Source organism: Cryobacterium sandaracinum (assembly GCF_004403415.1).
Lineage (GTDB): Bacteria > Actinomycetota > Actinomycetes > Actinomycetales > Microbacteriaceae > Cryobacterium > Cryobacterium sandaracinum.
In genome coordinates this window covers 108,668-134,085 of record NZ_SOGO01000011.1, presented here as the reverse complement: position 1 = coordinate 134,085, position 25,418 = coordinate 108,668, and the positions used below count along the sequence as shown (strand labels likewise).

Sequence of the window (25,418 nt, the reverse complement as noted above, 5' to 3'; positions counted from 1 at the left end):
GCTCGCTGTGAGGCCGGGCCTGGGCGTCGTGCACGGGCCGGCCAACCGTGCGGGACTCGTTTAGGCGGGCCTGTTTGCGGGCCTCGGTCCAGGCGGCCTTGCGAACTTCGTCGAGGGCTTCCGTGGCCCACTTCACGACGTGGAACGGGTCCGCGCAGCGGACTGCGTTCGGGCAGCGTGCTGCGACGACCGACGCGATCCACGCGGCCCCATCCGCGGAAACATGCGTGATCAGGGCTGATCGTTCCGCGCCGAGCGCATCGAAGAACGTGCCCAGGGTGGCCTTATCCTGGCCGGGTGCAGCCCAGACCAGGCGCCCCGAATCGTGGTCGACGACCACGGTCAAGAACTTCCGGCCGCGCTTGTAGGAGATCTCATCGATCCCGATCCGGGTGAGCCCGGCGAAGGGATCATGGAGCTTTTCCGTGTCAGCCCAAACCCGGGTGATGATCGCCCCGACCGTGCGCCACGCGATCCGCATCAACACGGTGACCGCGGCCTTAGACGTCTGCGTGGCCAGCCACGCGACCTGAGAGTCAAAGTGATGCGTGTGGCCGGCCTGGTGCCTGGCCCACGGGACTGCGGCCACGATCACCCCGTGCTCCCGGCACGACACCCGCGAGGAATCCGCCTCCAAGTAGACCTGGATCGTGCCCGCGTCCAAGGCCCGCCACCGGCGCCGCCCCGCACCCCTGTCGTAGCGCGGGCAACGTTTCAGGCAGACCCCGCACCGGTGCCGCGCCGACCCCGTCGGCCGCACCGAGGCCACCAAAACACCCGCCACCGGGTCCAGATTCAGGTCCTCAACGACCGTCTTATCGACACCCAGCAAAGTCCGCCATAAAGTTAGAGACCGCACGCCGTATTCCTGCCCCTTGAGTTTCTGTTCCTAGACAGTCAGAAACCTAGACAGGAAGCGGCGTGCGGCCGTTAAGGCGCTCCGAAACACCCACAGATGAAGCAGGAGAGCCGAGATTTTGGCTAGATCAGGTGTTTCAGGCCCAAAACTGGCGGTTTCGACTGAATTCTCCGTCGAATTGGTTAGGGCAGCCCAGGCTAAACGAGCAGCTGGTGCTTGGCGAGCTCGCGGTAGAGCGGCGTCGAGGCGACCAGCTCGGAGTGCGTGCCGGTGCCGATGACCTGACCGTGGTCGAGCACCACGATCTGGTCGGAGTCGACCACGGTCGACAAGCGGTGCGCGATCACGATCAGGGTACGGTCCACGGCGACCGCGTCGATCGCGGCCCGCATCTTCTGCTCGTTGACGCCGTCGAGACTCGAGGTGGACTCGTCCAGCAGCAGGATGGGCGGCGCGGCCAGCAGGGCGCGCGCGATCGCCAGCCGCTGGCGTTCGCCGCCGGAGAGCATCACGCCGGACTCGCCGACCGCCGCGCCCAGCCCGGCCGGGTCGCGCTCGAGCACCTCGGAGAGGTTCACGGCGTGCAGCACGGCGATGCACTCCTCGTCGGTGGCGTCGGGCGTGGACAGGGTCAGGTTGTCTCTCAGCGAACCGGCCAGCACGGGGGCGTCCTGTTCGACGTAGCCGATCTGCGAGCGCAGCGCGGTGCGGTCGAGGGTGCGGATATCCAGTCCCCCCATGCGCACAACGCCTCCGGTCGGGTCGTAGAAGCGCTCGATCAGGGCCAGGATGGTGCTCTTGCCGGCACCGGACGGGCCGACCAGGGCGGTGCGCTTGCCGCGCGGGGCGTCGAAGGAGACGCCGCGGAGCACCGGGCGGGGCTTGCCGGCGGCGTCGGCGTCGCTGCGCTCGGTCGCCCGTTCGGTCGCCTGTTCGGCAGCACGGTCGGCCGCGGCCGCGGAGCGGTCAGCGGCCGCGAGATCTGCCTCGACGAGGTCGGGTTCGGCCAGCACGGCCTCCATCACGGCCGGAACCACGATGGCGGTCTCGAGCACGAACGGAGCCGCGACGGCGGTCTCGATCATCGCGTTCTCGGCGGCGACGAGCTCGGCATCGGAAGCCGTGTGAGCGGAACGCCCGGCATCGGAAAGAGCGGCGGAATCCGCCGACGCGGCCGCAGCAGAGCCGATAGTCCCCGCACCGGCTGCGGCGCCGGCAACACGGCCGACACCGGCAGCACCGGCCTGCGACCCGGCCTGCGACCCGGCCTGCGACCCGGCCTGCGACCCGGCCCGCGACCCGGCCTCCGCACCCGCGGCATCCGTCGCTGCCGAGGCGACCAGGTAGCCGAACTGCACGTTCTCGAACGAGATCGCCGGGGCATCCGGCCGCACCGACTCGTTGGCGGCGCCGACCGTGATGGCCAGAGGGGCGATGTCGCGGTCGAACTGGTCCTCGGTGGGCAGGTCGATGATCTCCTGGATGCGGCCGAGGGCGCCGAGCGCGGCGTTCACGGAGGTGATCGCGCCGAACGCCTGGCCGAGCGGCACGATCATCAGAAACAGGAACAGGATGAACGCGATCAGGTCCGCGATCGTGATGGTGCCGCTGGCCACGCGGAAGCCGCCCACGCCCAGCACGACCAGGAACGACACCTGCATGGCGATGCCGGCGATCGGCACGACGAGGGCCGAGATCCTCGCGACCTGGATGCCCATCCGCCAGGCGCCCTTGGCGTCCTCCTCGACGGCGGCGATCTCCCGGTCGGTGGCGTTCGAGGCACGCACGGTGCGCACCGCGCTGATGGCGCGCTCGACACTGGCGGCGAGGTCGCCGACCTTGGCCTGCGCGGCGAGGCTGGCGGCACGGATGCGCTGCGACAGCAGTGTGACGGTGACCACCGACACGGCGATCACCAGTACCGTCAGGCCGAGCAGCACCGGATCGATCACGAGCATGGCGATGAGCGCGCCGACGAACGTGAGCGACCCGCCGATCGCCTCGACCAAACCCTGGGTGAGCACGGCCCGCAGCAGCGTGGTGTCCGACCCCACCCGGGAGACCAGGTCGCCGGTGCGGCGGGTGTCGAATTCGCTGATCGGAAGGCGGAGCATCCGCCCGATCAGTTTGCGGCGGCTGGAGAGCACGACGCCCTCACCGGTGCGCTGCAGCAGATAGTGCTGGTAGCCGCTGATCAGGGCGGAGATGACGACGAGTGCGACCAGCGCCCACACCAGGCTGCCGAGCGCGTCACCCTCCTGCACGATGGTGATGACCTGGCTGACCAGGAGCGGCTGGGCGAGGCTGGCGAGGGCGCCGAGGATGCTGAGTACGATGACGAAGCCGAGCACCTTCTTGTGCTCGAGCAGATACGGGACCAACTGGCTGAACGTTGCGCGGGGTCCGCCGGCATCGTCGCGGCGCCCCATCCGGCCGAGGCGACCGCGACCGGCCGTGCGACCGGCCGTGCTGGTGGGCGGGCGGGCGGCGGAACGGGGGTTGCTGGGGGTACTCACTGAATGATCTTAACCGCATCCCGCTTGGGATGGGCCCGGCGGTCTCCAGCAGGGAACCGTGCCGGAGCCCGTCGTCGTGGCCTGGAATCTCGTCACGAGGCACCAGGATTTCGCCGCCGTGGACGGCATCTCCTTCGAGGTGGCGCCCGACGAATCCTTCGGACTGCTCGGCCCGAACGGGGCCGGCAAGTCCACCACCATGCGCAGGCTGGGCGCCGTCTCGACCCGCACCGGCGAGACCTATGATCCTGCTCGGCCTGGCCTTCACGACCCGGCGCCTGCGCACCCTGTTCCTCGACTGACCCGGGTCTCGACAGGTTCGACCACCGGTGGTCGAGAGCTGGCCGAGAGCCGGCCGAGAGCCAGGTCAGTGCTCGATGTCGATGTCGCGGGTCTCGCGGCTCAGCAGCAGGGCGACCAGGGCGATCACGGCCATCACCGAGAGGTAGACGCCGACCCAGAACGGGCTGCCCTCGCCGAGGGTCCACAGCCAGATCGCGATGAACGGAGCCACCGCCGCCCCGAGGATCGAGCTCATGTTGTACGCGAAAGCGGAGCCGGTGTAGCGCACGCTGGTCGGGAACAATTCGGGCAGCAGCGCGCCCATCGGCCCGAAGGTCATTCCCATCAGCGGCACGAAGAGCAGGCCGAATCCGATGATCGCCAGGGTCACGAAGATCAGGGTCTTGCGGCGCCCGTGCCTGTCGGCCCAGGGGCCGGAGGCCAACGTGAACACGCCGAAGAACAGCACGTAAGTGGCCAGCATGATGAAGGTGCCGAGGATCAGCTGGCGCCAGTGCGACCGGAACACGGCCGCGAGCAGCAGTTTCTCCACACGCTTGGTGGCGACGACCTGTGTGAAGGCGTCGGATTCGACCAGGCGCGGGCGTACCCAGAGGCCGACGACGACCATCACCGCGGAGAAGAGGAACGGGATGCGCCACGCCCACTCGAGGAACGCGTCCGAGGGGCGGGTCGGGTCGTCAGCGGGTCGGGTCATCACCGGGCAGGGCCAGTGCGATGGCCAGGAACAGGTCCTTGGCGATGATGAAGCCGAGCGGGGCGCCGACCTGCGGGAACGTGCCGTACCAGGCGCGCTTGCCGACCGGGGCGTTCTCGGTCGCGACCAGCGCGGCGCCGGACCACTCCCCGCCGAGTGCGAAGCCCTGGGCGAGGCGCAGGACCACGAGCAGGTCCGGCGTGAGCCAGCCGATCATGGCGTAGGTGGGCAGCACCCCGATCAGGAAGGTTGCGATGCCCATGGTCAGCAGTGCCCCGACGAGAGTGGCCTTGCGGCCCCTCTTGTCGCCGAAGTGGCCGAAGACCAGCGCGCCGATGGGGCGGGCCACCATGGCCGCGCCGAAGACGGCGAACGACGCCGGCAGCGCCGTGGTCTCGTTTCCGGTCGAGAGAACAGGTGCGGGAAGTCGAGAAGGGCGGCCGTTTGTGACAGCCGCCCTTGCACCCTACGTCCGGAGTCTCGGCTCCGCTAATCCTCGGCTCACGCTCCGGAAACGATACGGATGCCGCCGCATTATGGTCGTGTCTTACTCGCGCAGCTTCTGCAGCAGCTGAGCGGTCGCGATGGCCGCCGCGGCCGCCTCCTCGCCCTTGTCCTCCTTCGAGCCGGGCAGGCCCGCCCGGTCCAGGCCCTGCTGCTCGTCGTCGAGGGTGAGCACGCCGAAACCCACCGGCTTGCCGGTGTCCAGCGCCACCCGGGTGAGGCCATCCGTTGCCGCCGACGACACGTACTCGAAGTGCGGGGTGCCGCCACGAATGATCACGCCGAGCGCGACAACCGCGTCGGCGCCGTTGTCGAGGGCCACTTTGCACGCAACCGGCAGCTCGAAGCTGCCGGGAACCCGCACGAGCGAGTAGCGGGCACCGGATGCCTCGAGCACCCGGGTCGCACCGGCGATCAGCCCGTCTGTGATCACGTCATGCCAGCGTCCGGCGACGATCACGATGTCCAGCCCGGTTCCGTCGATCTCGATCTCCGGGGAGCCTGCTCCGCTCATAGTGCGATTCCTTTCAGCATGTCTGCTTCTGTGATGTGGTGGCCCATCCGGTCGCGCTTGACGGCCAGGTAGTCCTGATTGTGCGTGCCGACGCCGACGACGAGCGGCACTCGCTCGGTCACGGTGATGCCGTGCGCCTCGAGCTGGCGCACCTTCTCCGGGTTGTTGGTCAGCAACCGCACGGCGGACAGGCCCAGGTCGTGCAGGATGGCCGTGGCGGCGCCGTAGTCTCGGGAGTCGGCGGGAAGGCCCAGCGCCACGTTGGCGTCGAAGGTGTCCAGGCCGTCCTCCTGCAGCTTGTAGGCGCGCAGCTTGTTGATCAGCCCGATGCCGCGGCCCTCCTGGCCGCGCAGGTAGACGACGACGCCGCCGAGCTCCTGAATGGTCTCCAGGGCGGCATCCAGTTGAGGCCCGCACTCGCATTTGAGCGAGCCGAACGCCTCACCGGTGAGACACTCGGAGTGCACCCGCACGATCGCGCCGTCGGCGGGGGTGCCGGAGACGATGGCCACGTGGTCGGCGCCGGTCATCCGGTCCCGGTAGGCGCGCACCTGGAAGTAGCCGTGCCGGGTGGGCACTGTGGTCTCCACCTCGAAGTCCACCCGCGGCGATTCGAGGATCGGGCTGACTGTGGGCAGCTCGGTGTCGGTGTGGAACTCCTGCAGGTAGGCGATCAGGTCCTTGATGGTGATCACCAGCACGCCCTCGCGCTCGCCGAGGGCGAGGAGCCCGGGCAGGCGCATCATCTCGCCGTCTTCGGCGACGATCTCGCAAATTCCGGCGACCGGTACGAGGCCGGCCAGTTTCATCAGGTCGACGGCCGCCTCCGTGTGGCCGTCCCGCTCGCGCACACCGCCATCCCTCGCGCGCAGCGGCATGATGTGGCCGGGCCGGTGCAGGCTGGACGGCGTCGAGGCCGGATCGGCCAGCACGCGCAGGGTGTGCGCGCGGTCGGCCGCGCTGATCCCGGTGCTGAGCCGGTCGGCCGCGTCGACCGACACCGTGTAGTTCGTGCCGCGGGGGTCCTCATTGTTCGGCACCATCACCGGCAGATCGAGCTTGTCGGCTAGGTCGTTGGTCATCGGCGCGCAGATGAAGCCGGAGGAGTACCGCACGGTCCAGGCGATCCACTCCTGCGTGGCCATCTGGGCGGAGATGATCACATCGCCCTCATTCTCACGGCCCTCGTCGTCGGCGACGATGACCGGTTTCCCGAGCCGGAGGGCATCCAGCGCGGTAGGGATGTCGGCGAGGCTCATGAGTGGCTCCTTTTCGATCCGGCGTCCGCCAGGGCGAGCATGCGCTCCACGTGGCGGGCCAGGATGTCGGTTTCGATGTTGACGTGATCGCCGATCGTGCGCTGTCCCAGCGTCGTAACGGTGAGGGTTTCGGGGATGAGAGAGACTTCGAACCACTGGTCCGGTTCGCTCGCCGGGCTGATGTTGCTGACGGTCAGCGAGACGCCGTCCACGGCGATGGAGCCCTTGCCTACCACGAGCGGGGCGAGTTCGGCGGAGAGGCTGAACCGCAGCACCCGCCAGGCCTCACCGGGGGTGACGGCCAGCAGGGTGCTGGTGCCGTCGATGTGGCCCTGCACGATGTGGCCGCCCAGGCGGTCGCCGACGAGGGCGGCGCGCTCGAGGTTGACCGGGCTGCCGGCGCGGGCGGCATCGAGGGTGGACATGAGGAGGGTCTGGGCCATCACGTCGGCGGTGAAGGTGTCGCCGGTCCGCTCCACCACGGTGAGGCAGACGCCGTTGACCGCGACCGAGTCGCCGTGGCCGGCGTCGGCTACGACTCTAGGGCCGCGGATGGTGAGGCGGGCGGCATCCGTGAATCGCTCCACCTTCTCGACCTGGCCGAGTTCCTCGATGATTCCGGTGAACATGATTGTCCTATCTCGGCCGGGCAACGACGAGGAGGTCGTCGCCGAGTCGGTCGTAATGGTCGATGGCCAGGCGGCGCTGGTCGGTGATGCCGGCCACCCCGATGTCGCCCAGGGCGAGCCGGGCGCCGCCGAGCAGCGTGGGCGCGAGGTACACGAGGTACTCGTCGACCAGCCCGGCCGCGACGAACGCACTGGCGAGAGTGGGCCCACCCTCGATGAAGGCGTGACGGATGCCGCGCCGGTGCAGGTCGTGCAGCACGGCCAGCAGATCGTCGGTGGCGAAGAAGAGGGGCGGATGCGGGTGGGCGCGGAGGGCGGCGTCGTTGGGGATACCGCGGGTGCCGATCACGACCGGCACCGGCTGCGTGGGCAGAAGCTTTCCAGCGGCGTCGCGGGCGGTCAGGGCAGGGTCGTCGGCGAGCGCGGTGCCGGTGCCGACGAGGATGGCGCCGGCTGCCGCGCGCCGCCGGTGCACGTCCTGCCGGGCCTCCGGTCCGGTGATCCAGCGGCTGGTCCCGTCGTCGGCCGCCGCGCGCCCGTCGAGGCTCGACGCCCACTTGAGCGTCACGAACGGGCGCCCGAGACGGGCGGCGACGAGCCAGTCGGCGAGAAATGGTTCGACCTCGTCGGCGAGCAGCCCGCCGGTGACGTCGATTCCGGCGCCGTGGAGCCGGTCGGCCCCGCCCGAGGAGCCGACGCCGGGGTCGGCGACGGCGTAGACGACCCGGCGGACGCCGGCGTCGATCAGGGCGAGCGAGCAGGGGCCGGTGCGGCCGGTGTGGTTGCAGGGTTCGAGGGTGACGACGGCGGTGGCACCGCGGGCGGCGCCGGCGGCGAGCCGGCTCAGGGCGACAACCTCGGCGTGGGGGGTTCCGGCGCCGAGATGCCAGCCTTCGGCCAGGACCTGCCCGGAATCGTCGAGGAGAACACAGCCGACGCGGGGGTTCGGGCCTGTGGCCGGCCCATTCGCGGCCAGCGCGAGCGCACGCCGCATGGTGGCCTCGAGCTCCGCTTGGTCCGTCATTCCCGTCCTGTCCGTTGGTGCAACGAACTCCGGGTTTTCGGTGCGGCGAACACCATGTGGGTTGCGAAACCCGCCGACCGACCGGAATGGTCCATCGACTCGTGCGCCTCTCATCCGGACTTTAACCGTCGGTGCTGGAATTTCACCAGCTCAACCGTTCCGCTTTGGGAGCGGCACGGGTCGCGGACTTTCACCGCCGGTTCGGACTTACACCGACCCCGGAGCACGTTTCATATAACTACTACTAGTTATATCCCAACGCGTCGGCCATAGAAAAATTCCCGTTCGAGAGTGCGGCCTGCGATGGGCGCTCACGACTGCGGATGCGCGGCGACGGCCGGTTGGAGGGCCCGCGGCGGCCAGGTGCTGGCGCCGAGTTCCCGGGAGATGTTCCGGGCCGTCTCACGCAATCCGTTCAGCACGCTGGAGTCGGGAGGCCACTCGCTCGACGGTACGACAACGGCGACCGCGGCTATGACATTGCCACGGGTGTCGACCACGGGCGCCGCGATCGACGACTCGCCCAGCACGGCCTCGTCCTCTTCGGTGGCGATGCCGTCGCTCACGATCGACACGAATTGGATGGCCAGCTGAGCCGGGTCGGTGATCGTGGCGCCGGTGAGACTGCGCAGGGGCCTCCCCAGCAGTCCGGAGGCGTATTCCGGACTGTATGCGAGGAGAACTTTGCCCATTGCCGAGGCGTGGGCCGGGATGGACAGGCCCGTTTCGGGCATCTGCTGGCTGCCGTCAGGCCGCGGGTTGTGGTGAATGATGATGACCTCGTCGAACAATTGCACCCCCAGACGTGTGGACAGTCCGGTTCTGCGCGCGAGTTCGAGGGTCCAGCGCATGGCCCGCGCGCGCACGTCGAGCGTGTCGAGGTAGACATTCGAGAGTTTGAGCAGGGCCGGGCCGAGCATGTACCGGGTGCCGCCAGGCTCCTGCGCGACAAGACCGTGGCCCTGCAGCGATTTGACGATGCCGTGCACGGTCGAGACCGGCAACCAGAGTTCGGTGGCGAGTTCGGTTATGCCGAGGTGGCGTGCGCCCTGCAACGTCGACAGCACTTTCGCCGCACGATCGATGGCTTGAATCACAGCTGCACCTCCGGTTGATTCCTTAAGTATGCCGCGTCACCAACGCGTCTTCATGCGACGTGTTGACATTGGGCCACTCTCTGGAGGATATTCGACATTATCGAATTGCGTTCTGTATTTCTTTGAGTCGCGAGGGAAAGTGTCTCGCGGATCCAGCTCGAAAAGTTCAACGGAGAGCAAACATGAAGATAATCCTGGAGGTCTCAACATGAAGAAACTAATCAATTCCCCGGAGACGGTTCTCGCCGATTCCCTCATCGGCGTGGCGGCCGCACACCCGGAACTTCGCGTCGACCACGTCAACCGCATCATCTACCGGACAGACCCGACCAGAGCAGGCAAAGTCGCCCTGCTCTCTGGTGGGGGAACCGGCCATGAGCCGCTCCACGGCGGTTTCGTCGGTGTGGGAATGCTTGACGCGGCCTGCGCCGGGGCGGTCTTCACCTCGCCGACACCCGACCAGATGCTCGAGGCCACGAAAGTCGTGGACAGCGGAGCGGGCGTGCTGCACATCGTCAAGAACTACACGGGCGACGTGATGAACTTCGAAATGGGCGCGGAACTGGCCGCGGCTGAGACCGGGATCGAGGTTGCCGTCGTGGTCGTCAACGACGACGTCGCGGTCGAGGATTCCACCTTCACCGCAGGCCGCCGGGGCGTCGGAACCACTGTCCTGCTCGAGAAGATCGCGGGTGCGGCAGCCGAGGAAGGCCGCGACCTCGCGGCCGTCACCGCGGTGGCCCGCCAGGTCAATGAGTCCGGCCGTTCCATGGGCGTGGCCCTCAGCAGCTGCACGGTTCCCGCGGCCGGGAAACCGACCTTCGAACTTGCCGAAGGCGAGATGGAGATCGGCGTGGGCATTCACGGGGAGCCGGGCCGCCGCCGGGTGCCGCTGGCCGGGGCCGCCGAGGTTGCCCGTCTGCTCGTCGAGCCGATCCTCGCCGACCTGGACTTCACCGGCGCCCCGACGATTGTGATGGTGAATGGGCTGGGCGGAACCCCGTTGATCGAGCTCTATGTCATGTATGCCGAAGTCAGGAAGATCCTCGACGCCGCCGGCATCACGGTTGCCCGCTCCCTCGTGGGCAACTACATCACCGCGCTGGACATGGCGGGCTGTTCCGTCACGATCCTCAAGGCCGACGAGGACCTGCTTCATCTGTGGGATGCGCCGGTGAACACCGCCGGGCTGCGCTGGGGAATCTAGCACCATGACGAATGACACGATCAGCCTTGATCAGCTCACCGGCTGGCTCACCCGTTTTCGCGACTTGGTGACCGAGCAGGTCTCCTACCTCACCGAACTGGATTCGGCCATCGGCGACGCGGACCACGGCTCGAACATGACCCGCGGCATGGATGCGGTCCTCGGGAAAATCCAGGCCTCACCGGTCGTGGCCGTCGACGAACTGTTCAAGGGCGTGGGCATGACCCTGGTGACGTCCGTGGGTGGTGCCAGCGGCCCCCTGTACGGCACCTTCTTCCTGCGGATCGGTACCTCGGCAGGACCGGTCAGCACCCTGGACGCGCCCGGCCTGGCGGCCGCGCTTCGTGCAGGGCTGGGCGGCGTCGTTGCCCGCGGCAAGGCCGAGGCCGGGGATAAGACCATGTTCGACGTCCTCGCTCCCGCGCTCGACGCGTTCGACGCCGACCTCGTCGTTTTCTCCGATATCTCCTCGGCGGCCCGTGCTGCCTACTCCGCTGCACAAGCGGGGCGGGATGCCACCGCACCCCTGATCGCCCGCAAGGGCAGGGCCAGTTACCTGGGGGAACGCAGCATCGGCCACATCGACCCGGGAGCCGCGTCGACGTCGCTGCTTTTCCAGGCCCTGGCCGAAATCCTCGACAAGGAGTAGATCGTGATCGGAATCGTAGTGGTATCGCACAGCCCCCGGCTCGCGCAGGCAGCAGTGGACCTCGCAGTGGAAATGGTCGGGGTCAACGGCCCGGCCATCGCGATCGCAGCCGGTGCCGGCGCAGGGGTGATCGGAACGGACGCGTCCAAAGTCGCCGAGGCCATCGCCGAGGTTTCCTCTCCCGAGGGCGTGCTCGTGATGATGGATCTGGGATCGGCTGTGATGAGCGCGGAAATGGCGCTGGAGTTCTCGGACGACCACGACCTGCCCGTCCGGCTCAGCAGCGGTCCCTTCGTAGAGGGCCTGATGGCGGCAGTGGTGCGCGCGGCGGGTGGCGCCACCCTTGACGAAGTGGAACGTGAGGCCCGAGGTGCTCTTCGTGCCAAGCAGAGTCACCTGGGCGACGAGGACCCGGCCGGCCTGCCGGTCGACTCCGGCCCGGCGGCGGAACACACGATCGAGGTGACGTTGCTGAACCCCGACGGCCTGCACGCGAGACCGGTCTCGATGCTCGTCACCGCTATCAGCGCCTTTGAGGCGACGGTGACGGTCGCCAACCTCCGCACCGGCCGGCCCCCGGTGCCGGCTAACAGCCCGACTGCCCTGTTGACCGTCGGCGCCCGGAAGGGCGACACGATCTGCGTCGCGGCGGCCGGGCGGCAGGCTGTGGAGGCGCTCGAGGCCGTGAGTGAACTGGTCGGGAAGGGCTTCGGCGAGCTCGCGGCCGCCCACGCTCCCGCGCCCAGGCCGGCGCGTTCCGCGTCGCGGCCGCGGGGCGGGGCGCCGTCGAGCGGGCCTCTGGGCGTGAGCCCCGGCTTCGCCGTCGGTCCGATCGTGCGGATGCAGGAACCGGTGAACGAGCCGGGGCCGGCAGTCGCACTCCCCCTGCGCGAGCGGGCGGCGGCCGCGGAGAGGATCGTGGCCGCCGCGGCATCTGTAGCCCTGGCCCTGCGGGACAAGGCTGCCCGGGTGTCGGGAGCGGCGCGTGGGATCCTGGAGGCAACGGCGCTGATGGCGGCGGATCCCGGGCTGATCGATGCTGCCGTTTCCCGAGTGACCGGGCAGGGCCACACTCCGGAGCGTGCCGTCTGGGCGGCTGTGAGCGAGGTCACAGCGGTTTTTATGGAGCAGGGTGGGCTCCTCCCCGAACGTGTCTCGGACCTGCACGACGTGCGCAACCGCATCGTGTCCGAGTTGCTCGGCCGACCGGCACCGGGCCTGCCGGATCGTGTGGAGCCGTATGTGCTCGTGGCCCGGGACCTGGCCCCCGCCGACACGGCACTGATCGACCCCACGGTGTGTCGGGCGATCGTCACCGTCGAGGGCGGGCCCACCTCCCATACGGCCATTCTCGCGCGGGCGCTTGGCTTGCCTGCCGTGGTGGCGGCCCGCGATGCGATGGACCTGCCCGAGGGAAGCATGGTGATCGTTGACGGCACGACCGGTGAGATCGTCGTGGACCCCACCGACGACCAAGTGTTGCGAGCCGAAGAACAGATCCGCCGGGTGATCACCTTCGACGGTACGGGAAGGACCAGGGACGGGCACCGCGTGCAGCTCCTCGCGAACGTGGCTTCGCCTGACAGCGTTGCCGCCGCGATCGAGGCGAACGCCGAGGGTGTCGGCCTCTTTCGCACCGAATTCTGCTTCCTCGACCACGCCGAGGCTCCGGGACTCGACGAACAGGTCGCCGCGTACCGGCAGGTGTTCGCCGGATTCCCCGGGAAGAAGGTCACTATCCGAACGCTGGATGCGGGAGCCGACAAGCCGCTGGCCTTCGTCACGGCGGCCGACGAAGTCAACCCTGCCCTGGGCATCCGGGGGTATCGCACAGCGTGGCAGCGGCCGGAACTGCTGGACACCCAGCTGCAGGCCATCGCAGCGGCGGCCGCCGCGGAAGACGCCGACGTCGGCGTCATGGCGCCGATGATCGCGACCGTCGACGAGTCCGTGGACTTCGCGGCCCGCTGTGCCGCGCACGGCCTGCACAACGTGGGCGTGATGATCGAGACTCCCGCCGCCGCTATCACGGCTGGCCCCATCCTCGAACGGGTGGACTTCGCGAGTCTGGGGACCAACGACCTCGCCCAGTACACCATGGCGGCCGATCGGCTGATGGGGGAGCTCGCCCTGCTCAACGACCCCTGGCAGCCGGCGGTCTTGCGGATGATCCGTGAGGCCTGCCAGGCCGGTCTGGCGGCCGGCAAGCCGGTCGGGGTCTGCGGTGAGGCCGCGGCAGATCCGATGCTTGCCGCCATCCTGGTGGGGCTCGGGGCGACCAGCCTGTCGATGTCCCCGCGAGCCCTGGGCGGCGTGGCCGAGTTCCTACGCGGCGTGACGGTGGACCAGTGCCGGGATGCCGCACTCGCCGCGGTCGCCGCCGGCAGCGCCGGCGCGGCGCGATCCGCCGCCGCGCTCCTGCTGGAGCCGACACGGGCGTAGCTGCCGGTGTCGGCCCCTCCCGGGCGTCCGATCTGCACAAATGTGCAACGCTGGCTTTCAGAAACAGCGACGTATTTCCTGTAAATCCTGAATAGCATTCAAAAAATTGGCCAAGAGCGCGTGTTTGTGCGTCAGATCCGATCTTTGAGCCGTGACATCAGACTGGGCGGATGTGCCGGAAACCGCTCGGAGGGTGCGCTCGCACGGTCGCCCGCTGCAGGGCAGCCGATGTCGGTCGAATCGGCGGGCGTAATGTGAAATCTGTGCCCCGGAAGACCGGTTCACCGCCACCGTCCCACAAAGATGTAGACGCAGTTCGACCAGGAAGAAGTTCCACGATGACCACTTCAATCCGCACAGTCATGAGCCCCGGACGTTACGTCCAAGGCAAGGGAGCGATCGATCGCCTCGGCGAATTCGTATCCCAGATCGGCTCCGCCCCCCTGATCGTCGCTGATGACGTCGTGTGGGGTTTCGCAGGGCAGCAGGTCTCGGCGAGCTTCGCTGCTGCCGGCCTCCGCGTCGAACGGGTCGAATTCGACCGCTTTGCGACTGCGTCCGCGGTCGACGCGCTGGTCGAGAAGATCCGCGTAACCACGGCCGACGTGATCATCGGCTTGGGCGGCGGAAGCACGATCGACTCGGCTAAGGCCGCCGGCTTCCTGGCTGGAATTCGTTGGGTCAGCGTGCCCACCGTGGCGTCGACCGACGCTCCCACCTCCGCGCTCTCGGTGATCTACACGGAGGAGGGCGAGTTTGTCGAATACCGTTTCTTCCCGCGCAACCCCGACCTCGTGCTGATCGACACCCAGATCGTGGCCAACGCGCCGGTCGAGTTCCTCATCGCCGGAGTCGGCGACGCGCTGGCGACCTGGCTCGAAGCCCGGGCCACGGCGGCTGCCCATGCGACCACGATGGCCGGGGGGCTGCCGACCCAGACCGGCACCGCGCTGGCCAAGTTGTCGTGGGACGTCATCTGGGAGAACGCCCTTCCGGCCCTAGATGCCGTGCGTGACAACCTGGTCACACCTGCTCTCGAGAAGCTGGTGGAGGCGAACACGCTTCTGTCCGGACTCGGTTTCGAGTCGGGCGGTCTGGCCGCCGCCCACGCCATCCACAACGGCCTGACCGCGGCCCCGCAGACCCACGGTCTCACCCACGGTCAGAAGGTGAACATCGGCTCGCTGACCCAGCTGGTCCTCGAGGGCGCGCCACGGACCGAGGTGGAAGACTTCATCGAGTTCACCACTCTCGTCGGATTGCCCACCACGCTGACCGAGATCGGTCTCAGCCTGGACGACGAGAAGGAGCTGAGGGCCATCGCCACGGCGTCAACCCTGCCGGGTGAGACGATTCACAACATGCCGTTCGTGGTCACTGCAGACGACGTTCTCGACGCCCTCAAGTCGATCGAGGGGCTCTCGCGGTCCGTGCGCGCGGCGCGCGGCCTGCCCGCTCCCGTTAAGTACGTGCAGAAGCATTGATCCGTCGGCCCGCCGGTCGCCACGAACCCTCAGTGGCCGCCTGCGGGCCTCCGTCTGCTCACTCGCACAGTGCCCGGGCGCTGCTCTCGTCGATGAACAGATCGGTGATCAGGTTCGCGGCCAGCGCGCCGCGGAGACTGTCCACCTTGGACTGGCCCGAGACGACGCAGATGCGCCGGGGGGTGCGGCGCAGCACCGACAGTTCCGGGCCGGTGCCGCGATCATTGAGCGGGATGCCGTCGGTCGAGCCGTCCGCGCGGTAGAAGACTGTCGCGACGTCGCCGACGACCCCGGCGTCGCTAAGAGCGGTGAGCTCGTCGTCGTCCAGGTAGCCTCCGACGTAGACGTGACTGGGGACGTTGGAGAAGGGCGAACCCACGCTGAAGAGCGCGACGTCCATGTTCCTCTGCATTTCCAACAGCCGGCGCAAGCCGCGCTCCCGCCAGTACGCCGTGCGTGTGGCCGGGTCGTCGAAGAAGGTGGGAACCGGGAACTGTTCCAGGCGGGCGCCGAACGCGTTGCTGAACCGCTGCAGGATCTCGTTGGCGTAGTCGAGGCCGGTGCTGCGTGTGTTGCCGGCGCCGTTCAGCTGCACGATCTGTGCGTTGTGAGTGCGTTTAGGGGTCACGTGGCGGCTGACCGCATTCATCGTGGATCCCCAGGCGATGCCCATGATCATGTTCGAGTCGAAGAACTCGCCGAGAATCCGTGCAACCGAGAGGGCCACGCGCTCCAACCGATCGACGTCGCTGGCGTGGTCGGGCACCGGCACGACGTGTGCGGTGACCTGGAAGCGGTTCAGGATGAGCTTCTCCACCCGGCTCGTCGCGTCGAGCGGGGACCGGATCTGGATGTCGACCAACCCGCTGGTTCTGGCCTGGCTGAGCAGACGGGACACCGAGGAGCGGGAGGTGTGCAGTTCCCGCGCGATGGCCTCCATGGTCAGGTCCTGCATGTAATACAGGTGGGCCGCCGTGAGCGCGTCACTGGTTCGGTCCGACAGGGACGGATCGTCTGGATGGGCCATTTTAACTCCTTGCACGTATGTTCAAACCTCTTGACCGTTTGTGTCGAACCTAGCAGGGTAGAAGCAATTCCCCTCCACCCACAGAGAAGTGAGCGAATAGTGCTGTCCACACCCGATCAGTCATCTTCCGCACCGTCACAGTCCAGTGGTGCCGCCGCCCAGGCCGCCATCCAGGACCGCCCCCGCGCTCAAGTTCTCATCATCGGAGCCGGCATCAACGGCATCGCGACCTTCCGCGATCTGGCCCTGCAGGGCGTGGACGTCGCCATCGTCGACAAGGGCGACTACGTTTCCGGCGCATCCTCGGCCTCCTCGCACATGATCCACGGCGGTGTGCGCTACCTCGAGAACGGTGAATTCCGCTTGGTCAAGGAGTCTGTGGAGGAGCGCAACAGCCTTCTCAAGATCGCCCCCCATTACGTCAAGCCGCTCAAGACGACCATTCCGATCTACTCCACCTTTTCCGGAGTGATGTCGGCGCCGATGCGGTTCCTCACCCACAAACAGAGTGCGGCCCAGGAGCGCGGAGCTCTACTGATCAAGATCGGCATGATGCTCTACGATTCCTTCTCCCGCGACGGCGGCAATGTGCCCCGGCACGAATTCCTCGGCAAGAAGGCGTCGCTCGAAGTGCTGCCGCAGATCAACCCGGGCCTCAAGTACACGGCCACCTACTACGACGCCTCCATGCACGACCCGGAGCGCCTCGCCCTCGACGTGCTGGCCGACGGCCTGGCCGCCGGCACCCACGCCCGGAGCGCCAACTACATCGAGGCCGTCGGCATGGATGCTGCGGGTGTGCGCCTGCGCAACACGGTCTCCGGCGCCGAATTCAGCTTCGAGGCCGACATCGTGGTCAACACGTCCGGACCGTGGACCGACCTCACGAACACGGCCCTCGGCCAGGCCAGCACCTATATGGGCGGCACCAAGGGGTCGCACGTCGTGCTCGACAACCCCGAACTGCTCGCCGCGACCGGCGGTCGCGAGATCTTTTTCGAGCACAAAGACGGCCGCATCGTGCTTATCTTCCCGCTTGCGGGCCGCGTTCTCGTCGGCACGACCGACCTCGAGCACGACATGACTCAGCCGGCGCGCTGCACCGAAGCCGAGGTTGACTACTTCTTCGAACTCGTCAACCACGTTTTCCCAAAGGTGGCCGTCGACCGGTCGCAGATAGTGTTCCGGTTCGCCGGCGTGCGCCCGCTGCCCCGCCACGACGACGAGGCGCCCGGTTTCGTCTCGCGCGACTACCGCATCGAATCGCGCCCGCTCGGCGCCCGGCACGGCACCCTGCTGAGCCTGGTCGGCGGCAAGTGGACGACCTTCCGCGCCCTGGCCGAACACCTGAGCGGCGACATCCTGACCCTGCTCGGCCTGCCGCGCACCGTCTCGACGGTCGGCCTGCCCATCGGTGGCGGTCGAGACTTCCCGGCGACGGATGCCGCACGCGGGGTCTGGGTTGCCGCCAACGGCGACAAGGTCGGCGCCGAGCGTGCCGATGTGCTGCTGACCCGGTACGGCACGCGCGCCACCGAAGTGATCACCTGGCTCACCGCCGAACCGGACGCGCCGCTCATGCAGCACCCCGGCTACACCCGGCGCGAAATCGAGCTCATCGCCCGGGCGGAATCGGTCATGCACCTGATGGACCTGCTGCTGCGCCGCACCAGCATCGCTTTCCGCGGCGAAGTGACTCTGCCGCTGCTCACCGAGCTGGCCGGCGTGCTCGCACCGGTCCTCGGCTGGGACGCCGCCCGGAGCGCGCATGAGGTCGACACCGCGGTGAACACACTGCGCGACATGTACGGCGTGCACCTGGCCCCGGCGGAAACGCCGGCCGTGCCGGCCGTCTAGGTACTGCTCGGGACTGCCCTGCGGGCGGGCGGGCGCTGCGGTCGCCTGCCCGCAGCCTGCCCTCCGGCCCGGCTCCGTACCCGCAGACTTGAAGGCTGATCTGCACAAACGTGCAGAAAGGTCAGGACCACCGGCGGTCTCGAGTCGCTAGGTTTTCTACTATCCGTTTCCTTCGCTTTCTTCATTTCAATAATCTAAAAGGATGTCAACGTGGACAATCTCGGTATCGTATTCCTCTCGGAAGTGGTGGGAACCGCTCTCCTGATCCTGCTGGGCTGCGGGGTGGTCGCCAACGTCGCCCTGACCAAGAACAAGGGCTTCGGCGGCGGATTCCTGATGGTCACCATCGGCTGGGGCCTCGCGGTGTACGCCGGCGTGATCGTCTCCTATAACTCGGGCGCTCACCTGAACCCCGCCGTCACCTTGGGACTCGTGTCGTCCGGGGCCACCGAGTTCGGCTTGGGGGTTCCGGTCAACGCTGTGTCCGTGGCGGCGTACATCGGGGCCCAGTTGGTTGGGGCCATCCTGGGGGCCACCGTCGTCTGGCTCGCCTACAAGCAGCACTTCGACCAGGAACCGGAGCCGGCCAACAAACTCGGCGTGTTCGCGACCGGTCCGGCCATCCGTTCCTACGGCTGGAACCTCATTACCGAGATCATCGGCACCTTCGTGCTCGTCTTCGTCGTCATCGCGTTCGGCGGCGGGCGCCAGGGCGAGAGCGGCGGCCTGGCCGCCCTTGGCGCCCTTCCGGTTGCCCTGCTCGTGATCGTGATTGGCACCTCGCTGGGTGGACCGACCGGCTACGCGATCAACCCCGCCCGTGACCTCGGCCCGCGCATCGCGCATTTCCTGTTGCCGATCAAGGGCAAGCGTTCCTCCGACTGGGCCTACTCGTGGGTGCCCGTCGTCGGTCCCGTCATCGGTGGCCTGCTGGCCGGCTGGACCTCCGCGTTCCTCCTGCCGATCCTCGCGTAGGCACCGCTCGCTTCTTCTTTTTCCATTCCTGAATACCCGTGTACCCAGCATTGACAAAGGAGTTAAAAATGGCACAATACGTCATCGCAATCGACCAGGGAACCACCAGTTCCCGTGCAATCATTTTCGACAAGGCCGGGTCGATCATTTCGACCGGTCAGCTCGAACACGAACAGATCTTTCCCCGGGCAGGCTGGGTCGAACACGACCCGTTGGAGATCTGGAGCAACACCCGTGAGGTCATCGGTCAGGCTCTGGCCAAGGCCAACCTGACCCGCCACGACATCGCGGCCGTGGGCATCACGAACCAGCGCGAGACCGCCGTCGTCTGGGACCGTCACACCGGTATCCCCGTCTACAACGCCATTGTCTGGCAAGACACTCGCACCCAGCCCATCGTCGACCGACTCGCCGCCGACGGCGGTGTCGATCGTTTCAAGGCCCAGGTCGGCCTGCCGCTGGCGACTTACTTCTCCGGCACCAAAATCGTCTGGATCCTCGAGAACGTCGAAGGGGCGCGAGAGAAGGCTGAGGCCGGCGACCTCATGTTCGGCACGACCGACACCTGGATTCTCTGGAACCTGACCGGCGGCCTCGAGGACGGTGTGCACGCAACCGACGTCACCAACGCCAGCCGCACCATGTTCATGGACCTGAAAACCCTGCAGTGGGACGACGAGATCCTCGCGGCGTTCGACGTGCCCAAGTCGATGCTGCCCGAGATCCGTTCCTCCTCCGAGGTCTACGGCATCGCCAGCGGCCACAGCCTGCTGCGCGAAACCCCGATTGCGAGCATCCTGGGTGACCAGCAGGCCGCGACGTTCGGGCAGGCTGCCTTCGACCAGGGTGAGGCGAAGAACACTTATGGCACCGGTAACTTCCTGATCTTCAATACGGGCACCGAAATCATCCACTCCAAGAACGGTCTGCTCACCACGGTCGGCTACAAGCTCGGCGACGCCGAACCGCACTACGCCCTGGAGGGCTCGATCGCGGTCACCGGCTCGCTCGTGCAGTGGCTGCGGGACAACCTGGGCATCATCAACTCTGCGGAGGAGATCGAGGCACTCGCCCTGTCGGTCGAGGACAACGGCGGCGCCTACTTCGTGCCCGCCTTCTCCGGCCTGTTCGCGCCGTACTGGCGTGCGGATGCCCGTGGTGCCCTGGTCGGCCTCACCAGCTACGTGAATAAGGGCCACATCGCCCGCGCCGCCCTCGAGGCGATCGCGTACCAGACCCGCGAGGTGCTGGACGCGGTCAACGCCGACGCCGGTGTTCCGTTGACCGAGCTCAAGGTCGACGGCGGGGCCTCGGCCAACGACCTGCTGATGCAGTTCCAGGCCGACATCCTCGGCGTGTCTGTCGTGCGCCCGGTGGTGGCGGAGACGACCGCCCTGGGTGCCGCCTACGCGGCCGGCCTGGCGGTCGGTTTCTGGAACAACCTCGGTGAGCTGCGGTCCAACTGGCAGGAGGACGCCCGCTGGGAGCCGAGCCTGGACATCGCCGAGCGCGACCGTCTGCTGCGCAACTGGAAGAAGGCCGTCACCAAGTCCCTGGACTGGGTCGACGCCGACGTGATCTAGCCCGCGCCCCCTTCTTCCCCCCGCGTTCCCGCGCGCGCACGACGCACCCCACCGAGACCCGGCGGCCGCCCCTGGCCGCCGGGTTTCGGCATCCGTTCCCCGTTCCCCGTGCCCCGTTCCCCGTGCCCGTGCCGGTCCCCGTCTTCCCCTCGCGCCGGCCGGCATCCGTGCCCCATCGGACAGTTCCTTCGTGGCGCTTCCCGGAGGGCAGCTCCCGTGGGTGGTGTGTGTGGCTAACTCAGGAGATCTACCCCGGCGGCGCCAACGGATGCCGGACTGGTGCAGTTTGTCCCTCGCTTCACAGCCGTTTCTCCTGAATTAGCCACGGGTCGGCGGCGACACCTCGGATCCTCCACAGCACAGGCTGACCGGAGCAGGCCACAGGTGGGCAGCCGACGCGGCAGACGGGGCCCGCGCTGTCCACACTGTCGACATGACTTGGGCAGAGTACTTCCGCGTCCACAATGTGCAGATCGCCGAAACCGGGGCGCTGAACGCCGCCGGCGCCAATTGGCGGGTGCTGAGGGCGGCCGTGGAGAGTGGATATCTGGTGAGGGCGCGTCGAGGGCACTATGCGCTTCCCGATACGGATGCGCACATCCTCGAAGCGGTGCGGCTGGGTGGGCGACTCGCCTGCGTCTCCGCGGTTGCGAATACCGGGATCTTCGCCCTGGACAGCACCTTCGCGCACATCCATGTCGACCCCACCGCTTCCCGGTTGCGGGCGCCGCACGATCGATTTCAGCAGCTCAACGCTCACAACCGAGACGGTGTGGAACTCCACTGGGGTCAGCTGCTCGACCCCTGCGGCGGCACCGAGTTCCGTATCGGGCTGGCCGATGCGCTGGTCCAGGTTTTCCGGTGCCAGGAACCGAGATTCGCGATCGCGTCACTCGATAACGCCTTGTACAAGAGACTGCTCGCGGAGCAGGCCGTGGCCCAGATCTTCGCAGCCCTGCCCGCGGAGTTGCAGTCCCTGCGCCCGCTCATCGACTGTCGCAGCGAATCGGGCCAGGAGACCGTGCTCCGCCTCGTGATCACGGGAGCCGGCTTCGACGTCGAGATCCAGGTCGAGATCGGGGGCGTCGGTCGCGTCGATATGATCGTCGAGGGGCGTATAGCGGTCGAGGCCGACAGCCGGCAGTTCCACGACGGCTGGGAGGCGCACGCGCGCGACCGCACCCGCGACTGCGACCTCGCCATGCGGGGGTACCTGACTCTGCGGGTTCTCTACCGGGACATCATCCACCACCCGGAGCGCGTCATCGCCGCGCTCACCGGCCTTCTGGCGTCGACCAGTCACTACCGCACCTTCATCGTCTAGTCGGTTCCCGGCAAGCCGACATCCGCTCCCGCACCTCCATCGTCTAGTCGGTTCGCGGCAAGCCGACATCCGCTCCCGCGGGGCTGCCGGGTCCGGCTCGGCGGACACCCAACCTGCCGGTCATGCGGTTGAGACCCACCCCCATGTGGCTAACTCAGGAGATCTGCCGAATCGCAGTATCAGACCCGCGTGTTTCCGGGGCGAAGAGGAACGCATATTACGGATGTCCTGAGTTGGCCACGCAGGCAGGAGCCGTGCCTGCTTCGAGCCCGGCGTTGCCGTCAGCGTGGCCGGGCGGCGCGCGCAGCGGGGCGGCCCGCCCGCGGACCCGACCTCCTTGCGGTCGAGACCCACCCTCGTGTGGCTAACTCAGGAGATCTGCCGAATCGTAGTATCAGACCCGCGTGTTTCCGGGTCAAATAGAAACGAATGCGACGGATGTCCTGAGTTGGCCACACCGGGGCAGGCCAGGGGGACCCCAGCGGCACCGTCAGGGGGGGCAGCCGTCAGCGGGGCGGAGGCCAGCCGTCAGCGGGGGCCGGCGGTCAGTGGGGCGAGGCTGCGGGCCGCGAGGGCCCCGGGCAGCGCGGCGAGGCTGGTGATCCGGATGATGCCCAGCCGGGCGGCCTCGGCCGCATCCGCCCCGGCCCCGGCACCACTACCTCCAGCACCACCCCCAGCCCCGGCCGCGGTCCGGTCCAGCCAGACTCCGGTCAGCCCCGCCGCGGCGGCTCCGATCGCGTCCGTGCGCAGCCGGTCGCCCACGTAGACGGTCTGCTCCGACTCCGACCCGAACACCATGCAGGCATGCCGGAAGATGCGAGGATCCGGCTTGGCGAAGCCCAGGCTGCCGGATGCGATCACGTGCTCCAACCGCACGTCGAGCCCGGTGTCCGCCAGTTTGTGCCCCTGAGGCGTCGACTCACCGTTGGTGATCAGCCCGATCCGCACGCCCGGAAAGGCGACGGCCAGCGCGTCGAGGCAGGGGAGCGCATCGGTGTGGAGGCGCCAGCTCGCCCGATAGTGCAGAAAATACGCATCGAACCAGCTCGTCGCAGCCGGCCCGGTCAGGGTCACGCCGTGCGCCGCCGCGAAGTCGCGGGCCCGCTCCCGGCGCTGCCCGGCGAAGTCCAGACTGCCGGCGAGGTAGGCGTGGTAATGCCGCTCTTCCAGGTCGTCCCAGAGCGCCAGCGCCGCGCCGGGGTCGGCGTCGGTGAAGGTGCCGCCCAGAGAGCCGAGGTAGGCGCGGATGCCGTCGGCCATGGCACCGCGATGGGCGAACAGGGTGTCATCGAGGTCGAACAGAACGACCGCGGGCGCGGGCGCGGACATCCGCTACCCGACGACGACGTCAACGACGACGTCAACGACGACGTCGACGACCATGACGAACATGACGACGAGGGGCCGGCCCCGCCCCATCAGTAGCGAGCTCACCACAATCGCCACCACCGCCCTAGCGCCGCGGTAGCAGGCCGACGCGGTCGTAGGCGCGCGCCAGCGTCTCGTTGGCCACCGTCGCCGCCCGGTCCGCGTTGAGGGCGAGGAGTCGGTCGAGTTCGGCCGGGTCGTCGAGCAGCTCGAGAACGCGCGCCCGGATCGGCCCGAACGTGCCCGTGACCACCTCGGCGAGACCCTTCTTCAGGTCGCCGTAGCCGCGGCCGGCGTACTCGTCCTCGATCGAACCCACCGAGCGTTCCGCGAGCACCGAGTAGATCGTCAGCAGGTTGGCCACGCCCGGCTTGTTCTCGCGGTCGAAGACCACGCCGCCCTCGGCATCTGTGACCGCGCGCATGATCTTCTTATTCGTCACTGCCGGCTCGTCGAGCAGCCAGATCACGCCCGCGTGCGACTCGGCCGACTTCGACATCTTCGACGTCGGGTTCTGCAGGTCGTAGATCTTGGCGGTCTCCGTGACGATGGCGACCTCCGGCACTGTGAATGTCTGCCCGAACCGGGCGTTGAAGCGCGCCGCGAGGTCGCGGGTCAGTTCGACGTGCTGACGCTGGTCCTCGCCGACCGGCACGATCTCGGTGTCGTACAGCAGAATGTCCGCGGCCATCAGCATTGGGTAGGCGAACAGTCCCACGGTGGTCGCGTCCGATCCCTGCCGGGCGGATTTGTCCTTGAACTGGGTCATCCGGCTGGCCTCGCCGAAACCGGTGATCGTGTTCAGCACCCAGGCCAGCTGGGCGTGCGCGGCGACATGCGACTGCACGTACAGTGTCGACGCCGACGGGTCGATGCCGCTCGCGATGTATTGGGCGGCGGTGCGGCGGGTGTTCTCCCGCAGCTTCACCGGGTCCTGCGCCACGGTCAGGGCGTGCAGGTCGACGATGGAGAAGTACGCGTCGTGGGTCTGCTGCAGCGCCTTCCAGTTCAGGAGGGCGCCGATGTAATTGCCGATCTGCAGGGAATCGGCGCTCGGCTGCATGCCCGAGTAGAGGCGGGGCTTGGTCATGGGATCAGATCTTTTCGTAGCGTGTGGCCGCCGGCCGGGCCGAAGGCGCGAGTTGAAGGGGAAGTCAGATGGTGTAGTCGACGACCACGGGGGTGTGGTCGGACCAGCGCTGGTCGTAGGCGGCCGCGCGGTCGACGACGTAGCCGGTGACGGATGCCGCGAGCGCCGATGTGGCCAGCTGGTAGTCGATCCTCCAGCCGGTGTCGTTGTCGAACGCCTGGCCGCGCCACGACCACCAGGTGAACGGCCCGTCCACTTCGCCGGACCACCGGCGCCCCACGTCGATCCAGCCGAGTCCGGCCCCGGCGTTGTAGTCCGGGGCGTCTTCGGCGCCGACGATGCGGTCGAAGTAGGCGCGCTCCTCGGGCAGGAACCCGGCGCGCTTCACGTTTCCGCGCCAATTCTTGATGTCGAGCGTGCGGTGCCCGACGTTCAGGTCACCGAGCACGACGGCCCGGTCGCTGTGCGCGGCGAGCTCGGGCAGTCGTTCGAGCATGGCGTCGAGGAACCTGTACTTCTCGACCTGCTTCGGGGTACCCACCTCGCCGGAGTGCACATAGGTGCTCACGACGGTGATCAATTTGCCGTTGACCTCGTAGTCGGCTTCGAGCCAGCGGCCGGCGCTGTCGAATTCGGCGGCACCGAGCTCGACCCGGTGGATGGCCGCGGTCGATCGGCTGGCCAGGGCCACCCCGGCCCGGCCCTTCGCGGTGGCGGCGTCGTGCAGGATGCTCCACCCCGGCCCGAGCAGACCCTCGAGGTCCTCGGTCGAGGCACGCACCTCCTGAAGGGCGAGGATGTCCACGTCGCGTTCGGACAGCCAGTCGCCCATTCCCTTGCGGAAGGCGGCGCGCACGCCGTTCACGTTCACGCTCGCGATCCGCAGGCGCTCGCCGGCGAAAGCCGCGGACACAGCGGAGTCGGCGGAGGCGGCGGAGGAAGCAGGGTCGGACGCGGCCGGGGTGGAAGCGGCAGTCGAGGCGGAAGGCATTCCCCAATTCTACTTT

At 68.0% G+C, this 25,418-nt stretch carries 19 protein-coding genes, 2 pseudogenes and 1 riboswitch; of the genes and pseudogenes, 9 read left to right on the top strand and 12 right to left on the bottom strand.

Annotated elements, in window-relative coordinates; translation table 11 throughout:
* Both E3T25_RS03975 and E3T25_RS17320 read right to left on the bottom strand, forming a co-directional pair.
* The coding region (locus E3T25_RS03975; RefSeq protein WP_241980602.1) for a transposase at positions 1-859 on the bottom strand (859 nt) is incomplete at its 3' end.
* 197 nt (positions 860-1,056) lie between these two features.
* Positions 1,057-3,288: an ABC transporter ATP-binding protein gene (locus E3T25_RS17320; RefSeq protein WP_241980606.1), complete on the bottom strand. Its 2,232-nt coding sequence runs from the start codon at positions 3,286-3,288 to the stop codon at positions 1,057-1,059.
* A 145-nt stretch (positions 3,289-3,433) separates the two neighbouring features.
* Here E3T25_RS17320 and E3T25_RS03960 point away from each other — a divergent pair.
* A pseudogene (locus E3T25_RS03960) lies at positions 3,434-3,610 on the top strand (ATP-binding cassette domain-containing protein); the annotation flags it as partial.
* Positions 3,611-3,742: 132 nt separating this feature from the next.
* Here the strand turns inward: E3T25_RS03960 and E3T25_RS03955 are convergent.
* The 6 genes and pseudogenes from E3T25_RS03955 to E3T25_RS03930 all read right to left on the bottom strand — a co-directional run bounded on the left by E3T25_RS03955 (position 3,743) and on the right by E3T25_RS03930 (position 9,402).
* Positions 3,743-4,828 (bottom strand): annotated as a pseudogene (locus E3T25_RS03955) (MFS transporter).
* 94 nt (positions 4,829-4,922) lie between these two features.
* Entirely contained in the window at positions 4,923-5,393 is a 471-nt protein-coding gene (gene ribH / locus E3T25_RS03950) for a 6,7-dimethyl-8-ribityllumazine synthase (RefSeq protein ID WP_104100365.1), read from the bottom strand.
* Positions 5,390-6,652: a 3,4-dihydroxy-2-butanone-4-phosphate synthase gene (gene ribB, locus E3T25_RS03945; protein WP_104100364.1), complete on the bottom strand. Its 1,263-nt coding sequence runs from the start codon at positions 6,650-6,652 to the stop codon at positions 5,390-5,392. Before ribB ends, ribH begins: the two co-directional genes overlap by 4 nt.
* The gene (locus E3T25_RS03940) at positions 6,649-7,281 is read right to left on the bottom strand and encodes a riboflavin synthase (RefSeq protein WP_134372306.1); all 633 of its coding nucleotides are present in this window, start codon (positions 7,279-7,281) and stop codon (positions 6,649-6,651) included. Before E3T25_RS03940 ends, ribB begins: the two co-directional genes overlap by 4 nt.
* Positions 7,282-7,288: 7 nt before the next feature.
* Positions 7,289-8,305, bottom strand: coding sequence for a bifunctional diaminohydroxyphosphoribosylaminopyrimidine deaminase/5-amino-6-(5-phosphoribosylamino)uracil reductase RibD (gene ribD, locus E3T25_RS03935; protein WP_134372304.1), 1,017 nt, complete (start codon positions 8,303-8,305; stop codon positions 7,289-7,291).
* Positions 8,306-8,403: 98 nt separating this feature from the next.
* Positions 8,404-8,535: riboswitch (FMN riboswitch) on the bottom strand.
* Between the two features lie 81 nt (positions 8,536-8,616).
* Entirely contained in the window at positions 8,617-9,402 is a 786-nt protein-coding gene (locus E3T25_RS03930) for an IclR family transcriptional regulator (RefSeq protein ID WP_134372302.1), read from the bottom strand.
* Positions 9,403-9,610: 208 nt separating this feature from the next.
* Between E3T25_RS03930 and dhaK the strand changes: the two genes are divergently transcribed.
* The 4 genes from dhaK to E3T25_RS03910 all read left to right on the top strand — a co-directional run bounded on the left by dhaK (position 9,611) and on the right by E3T25_RS03910 (position 15,184).
* On the top strand, positions 9,611-10,609 hold the full coding sequence (gene dhaK / locus E3T25_RS03925) for a dihydroxyacetone kinase subunit DhaK (protein WP_134342677.1): 999 nt from the start codon (positions 9,611-9,613) through the stop codon (positions 10,607-10,609).
* 4 nt (positions 10,610-10,613) lie between these two features.
* The gene (dhaL, locus tag E3T25_RS03920) at positions 10,614-11,258 is read left to right on the top strand and encodes a dihydroxyacetone kinase subunit DhaL (RefSeq protein ID WP_134372300.1); all 645 of its coding nucleotides are present in this window, start codon (positions 10,614-10,616) and stop codon (positions 11,256-11,258) included.
* Positions 11,259-11,261: 3 nt separating this feature from the next.
* The gene (gene ptsP, locus E3T25_RS03915; RefSeq protein WP_134372298.1) at positions 11,262-13,700 is read left to right on the top strand and encodes a phosphoenolpyruvate--protein phosphotransferase; all 2,439 of its coding nucleotides are present in this window, start codon (positions 11,262-11,264) and stop codon (positions 13,698-13,700) included.
* 338 nt (positions 13,701-14,038) lie between these two features.
* On the top strand, positions 14,039-15,184 hold the full coding sequence (locus E3T25_RS03910; RefSeq protein ID WP_104100357.1) for a glycerol dehydrogenase: 1,146 nt from the start codon (positions 14,039-14,041) through the stop codon (positions 15,182-15,184).
* 58 nt (positions 15,185-15,242) lie between these two features.
* Here the strand turns inward: E3T25_RS03910 and E3T25_RS03905 are convergent, their stop codons facing one another.
* A complete protein-coding gene (locus E3T25_RS03905; RefSeq protein ID WP_104100381.1) occupies positions 15,243-16,211 on the bottom strand; it encodes a sugar-binding transcriptional regulator in 969 nt (322 codons plus the stop codon).
* 102 nt (positions 16,212-16,313) lie between these two features.
* Between E3T25_RS03905 and E3T25_RS03900 the strand changes: the two genes are divergently transcribed.
* The 4 genes from E3T25_RS03900 (at position 16,314) to E3T25_RS03885 (ending at position 21,950) form a co-directional block, all read left to right on the top strand.
* Positions 16,314-18,068, top strand: coding sequence for a glycerol-3-phosphate dehydrogenase/oxidase (locus E3T25_RS03900; RefSeq protein WP_420898222.1), 1,755 nt, complete (start codon positions 16,314-16,316; stop codon positions 18,066-18,068).
* Positions 18,069-18,278: 210 nt separating this feature from the next.
* Entirely contained in the window at positions 18,279-19,043 is a 765-nt protein-coding gene (locus E3T25_RS03895) for an MIP/aquaporin family protein (RefSeq protein WP_134372294.1), read from the top strand.
* Between the two features lie 68 nt (positions 19,044-19,111).
* The gene (gene glpK / locus E3T25_RS03890) at positions 19,112-20,626 is read left to right on the top strand and encodes a glycerol kinase GlpK (protein WP_104100354.1); all 1,515 of its coding nucleotides are present in this window, start codon (positions 19,112-19,114) and stop codon (positions 20,624-20,626) included.
* A gap of 433 nt (positions 20,627-21,059) precedes the next feature.
* The gene (locus E3T25_RS03885) at positions 21,060-21,950 is read left to right on the top strand and encodes an endonuclease domain-containing protein (protein WP_134372293.1); all 891 of its coding nucleotides are present in this window, start codon (positions 21,060-21,062) and stop codon (positions 21,948-21,950) included.
* A 528-nt stretch (positions 21,951-22,478) separates the two neighbouring features.
* Here the strand turns inward: E3T25_RS03885 and E3T25_RS03880 are convergent.
* The 3 genes from E3T25_RS03880 to E3T25_RS03870 form a co-directional block, all read right to left on the bottom strand.
* Complete coding sequence (locus E3T25_RS03880; RefSeq protein ID WP_134372291.1) at positions 22,479-23,282, bottom strand: HAD family hydrolase; 804 nt, start codon at positions 23,280-23,282, stop codon at positions 22,479-22,481.
* Between the two features lie 124 nt (positions 23,283-23,406).
* Entirely contained in the window at positions 23,407-24,411 is a 1,005-nt protein-coding gene (trpS, locus tag E3T25_RS03875; RefSeq protein ID WP_134342672.1) for a tryptophan--tRNA ligase, read from the bottom strand.
* Positions 24,412-24,475: 64 nt separating this feature from the next.
* Positions 24,476-25,402: an exodeoxyribonuclease III gene (locus E3T25_RS03870; protein ID WP_134342671.1), complete on the bottom strand. Its 927-nt coding sequence runs from the start codon at positions 25,400-25,402 to the stop codon at positions 24,476-24,478.
* Positions 25,403-25,418 lie beyond the last annotated feature (16 nt).

Bases quoted from the DNA above. Each gene is read 5' to 3' on its own strand.
- E3T25_RS17320 (WP_241980606.1), bottom strand. From the start codon at position 3,288: ATGGGGCGCCGCGACGATGCCGGCGGACCCCGCGCAACGTTCAGCCAG.
- ribH (WP_104100365.1), bottom strand. From the start codon at position 5,393: ATGAGCGGAGCAGGCTCCCCGGAGATCGAGATCGACGGAACCGGGCTG.
- ribB (WP_104100364.1), bottom strand. From the start codon at position 6,652: ATGAGCCTCGCCGACATCCCTACCGCGCTGGATGCCCTCCGGCTCGGG.
- E3T25_RS03940 (WP_134372306.1), bottom strand. From the start codon at position 7,281: ATGTTCACCGGAATCATCGAGGAACTCGGCCAGGTCGAGAAGGTGGAG.
- ribD (WP_134372304.1), bottom strand. From the start codon at position 8,305: ATGACGGACCAAGCGGAGCTCGAGGCCACCATGCGGCGTGCGCTCGCG.
- dhaK (WP_134342677.1), top strand. From the start codon at position 9,611: ATGAAGAAACTAATCAATTCCCCGGAGACGGTTCTCGCCGATTCCCTC.
- dhaL (WP_134372300.1), top strand. From the start codon at position 10,614: ATGACGAATGACACGATCAGCCTTGATCAGCTCACCGGCTGGCTCACC.
- E3T25_RS03910 (WP_104100357.1), top strand. From the start codon at position 14,039: ATGACCACTTCAATCCGCACAGTCATGAGCCCCGGACGTTACGTCCAA.
- E3T25_RS03905 (WP_104100381.1), bottom strand. From the start codon at position 16,211: ATGGCCCATCCAGACGATCCGTCCCTGTCGGACCGAACCAGTGACGCG.
- glpK (WP_104100354.1), top strand. From the start codon at position 19,112: ATGGCACAATACGTCATCGCAATCGACCAGGGAACCACCAGTTCCCGT.
- E3T25_RS03885 (WP_134372293.1), top strand. From the start codon at position 21,060: ATGACTTGGGCAGAGTACTTCCGCGTCCACAATGTGCAGATCGCCGAA.
- E3T25_RS03880 (WP_134372291.1), bottom strand. From the start codon at position 23,282: ATGTCCGCGCCCGCGCCCGCGGTCGTTCTGTTCGACCTCGATGACACC.
- trpS (WP_134342672.1), bottom strand. From the start codon at position 24,411: ATGACCAAGCCCCGCCTCTACTCGGGCATGCAGCCGAGCGCCGATTCC.
- E3T25_RS03870 (WP_134342671.1), bottom strand. From the start codon at position 25,402: ATGCCTTCCGCCTCGACTGCCGCTTCCACCCCGGCCGCGTCCGACCCT.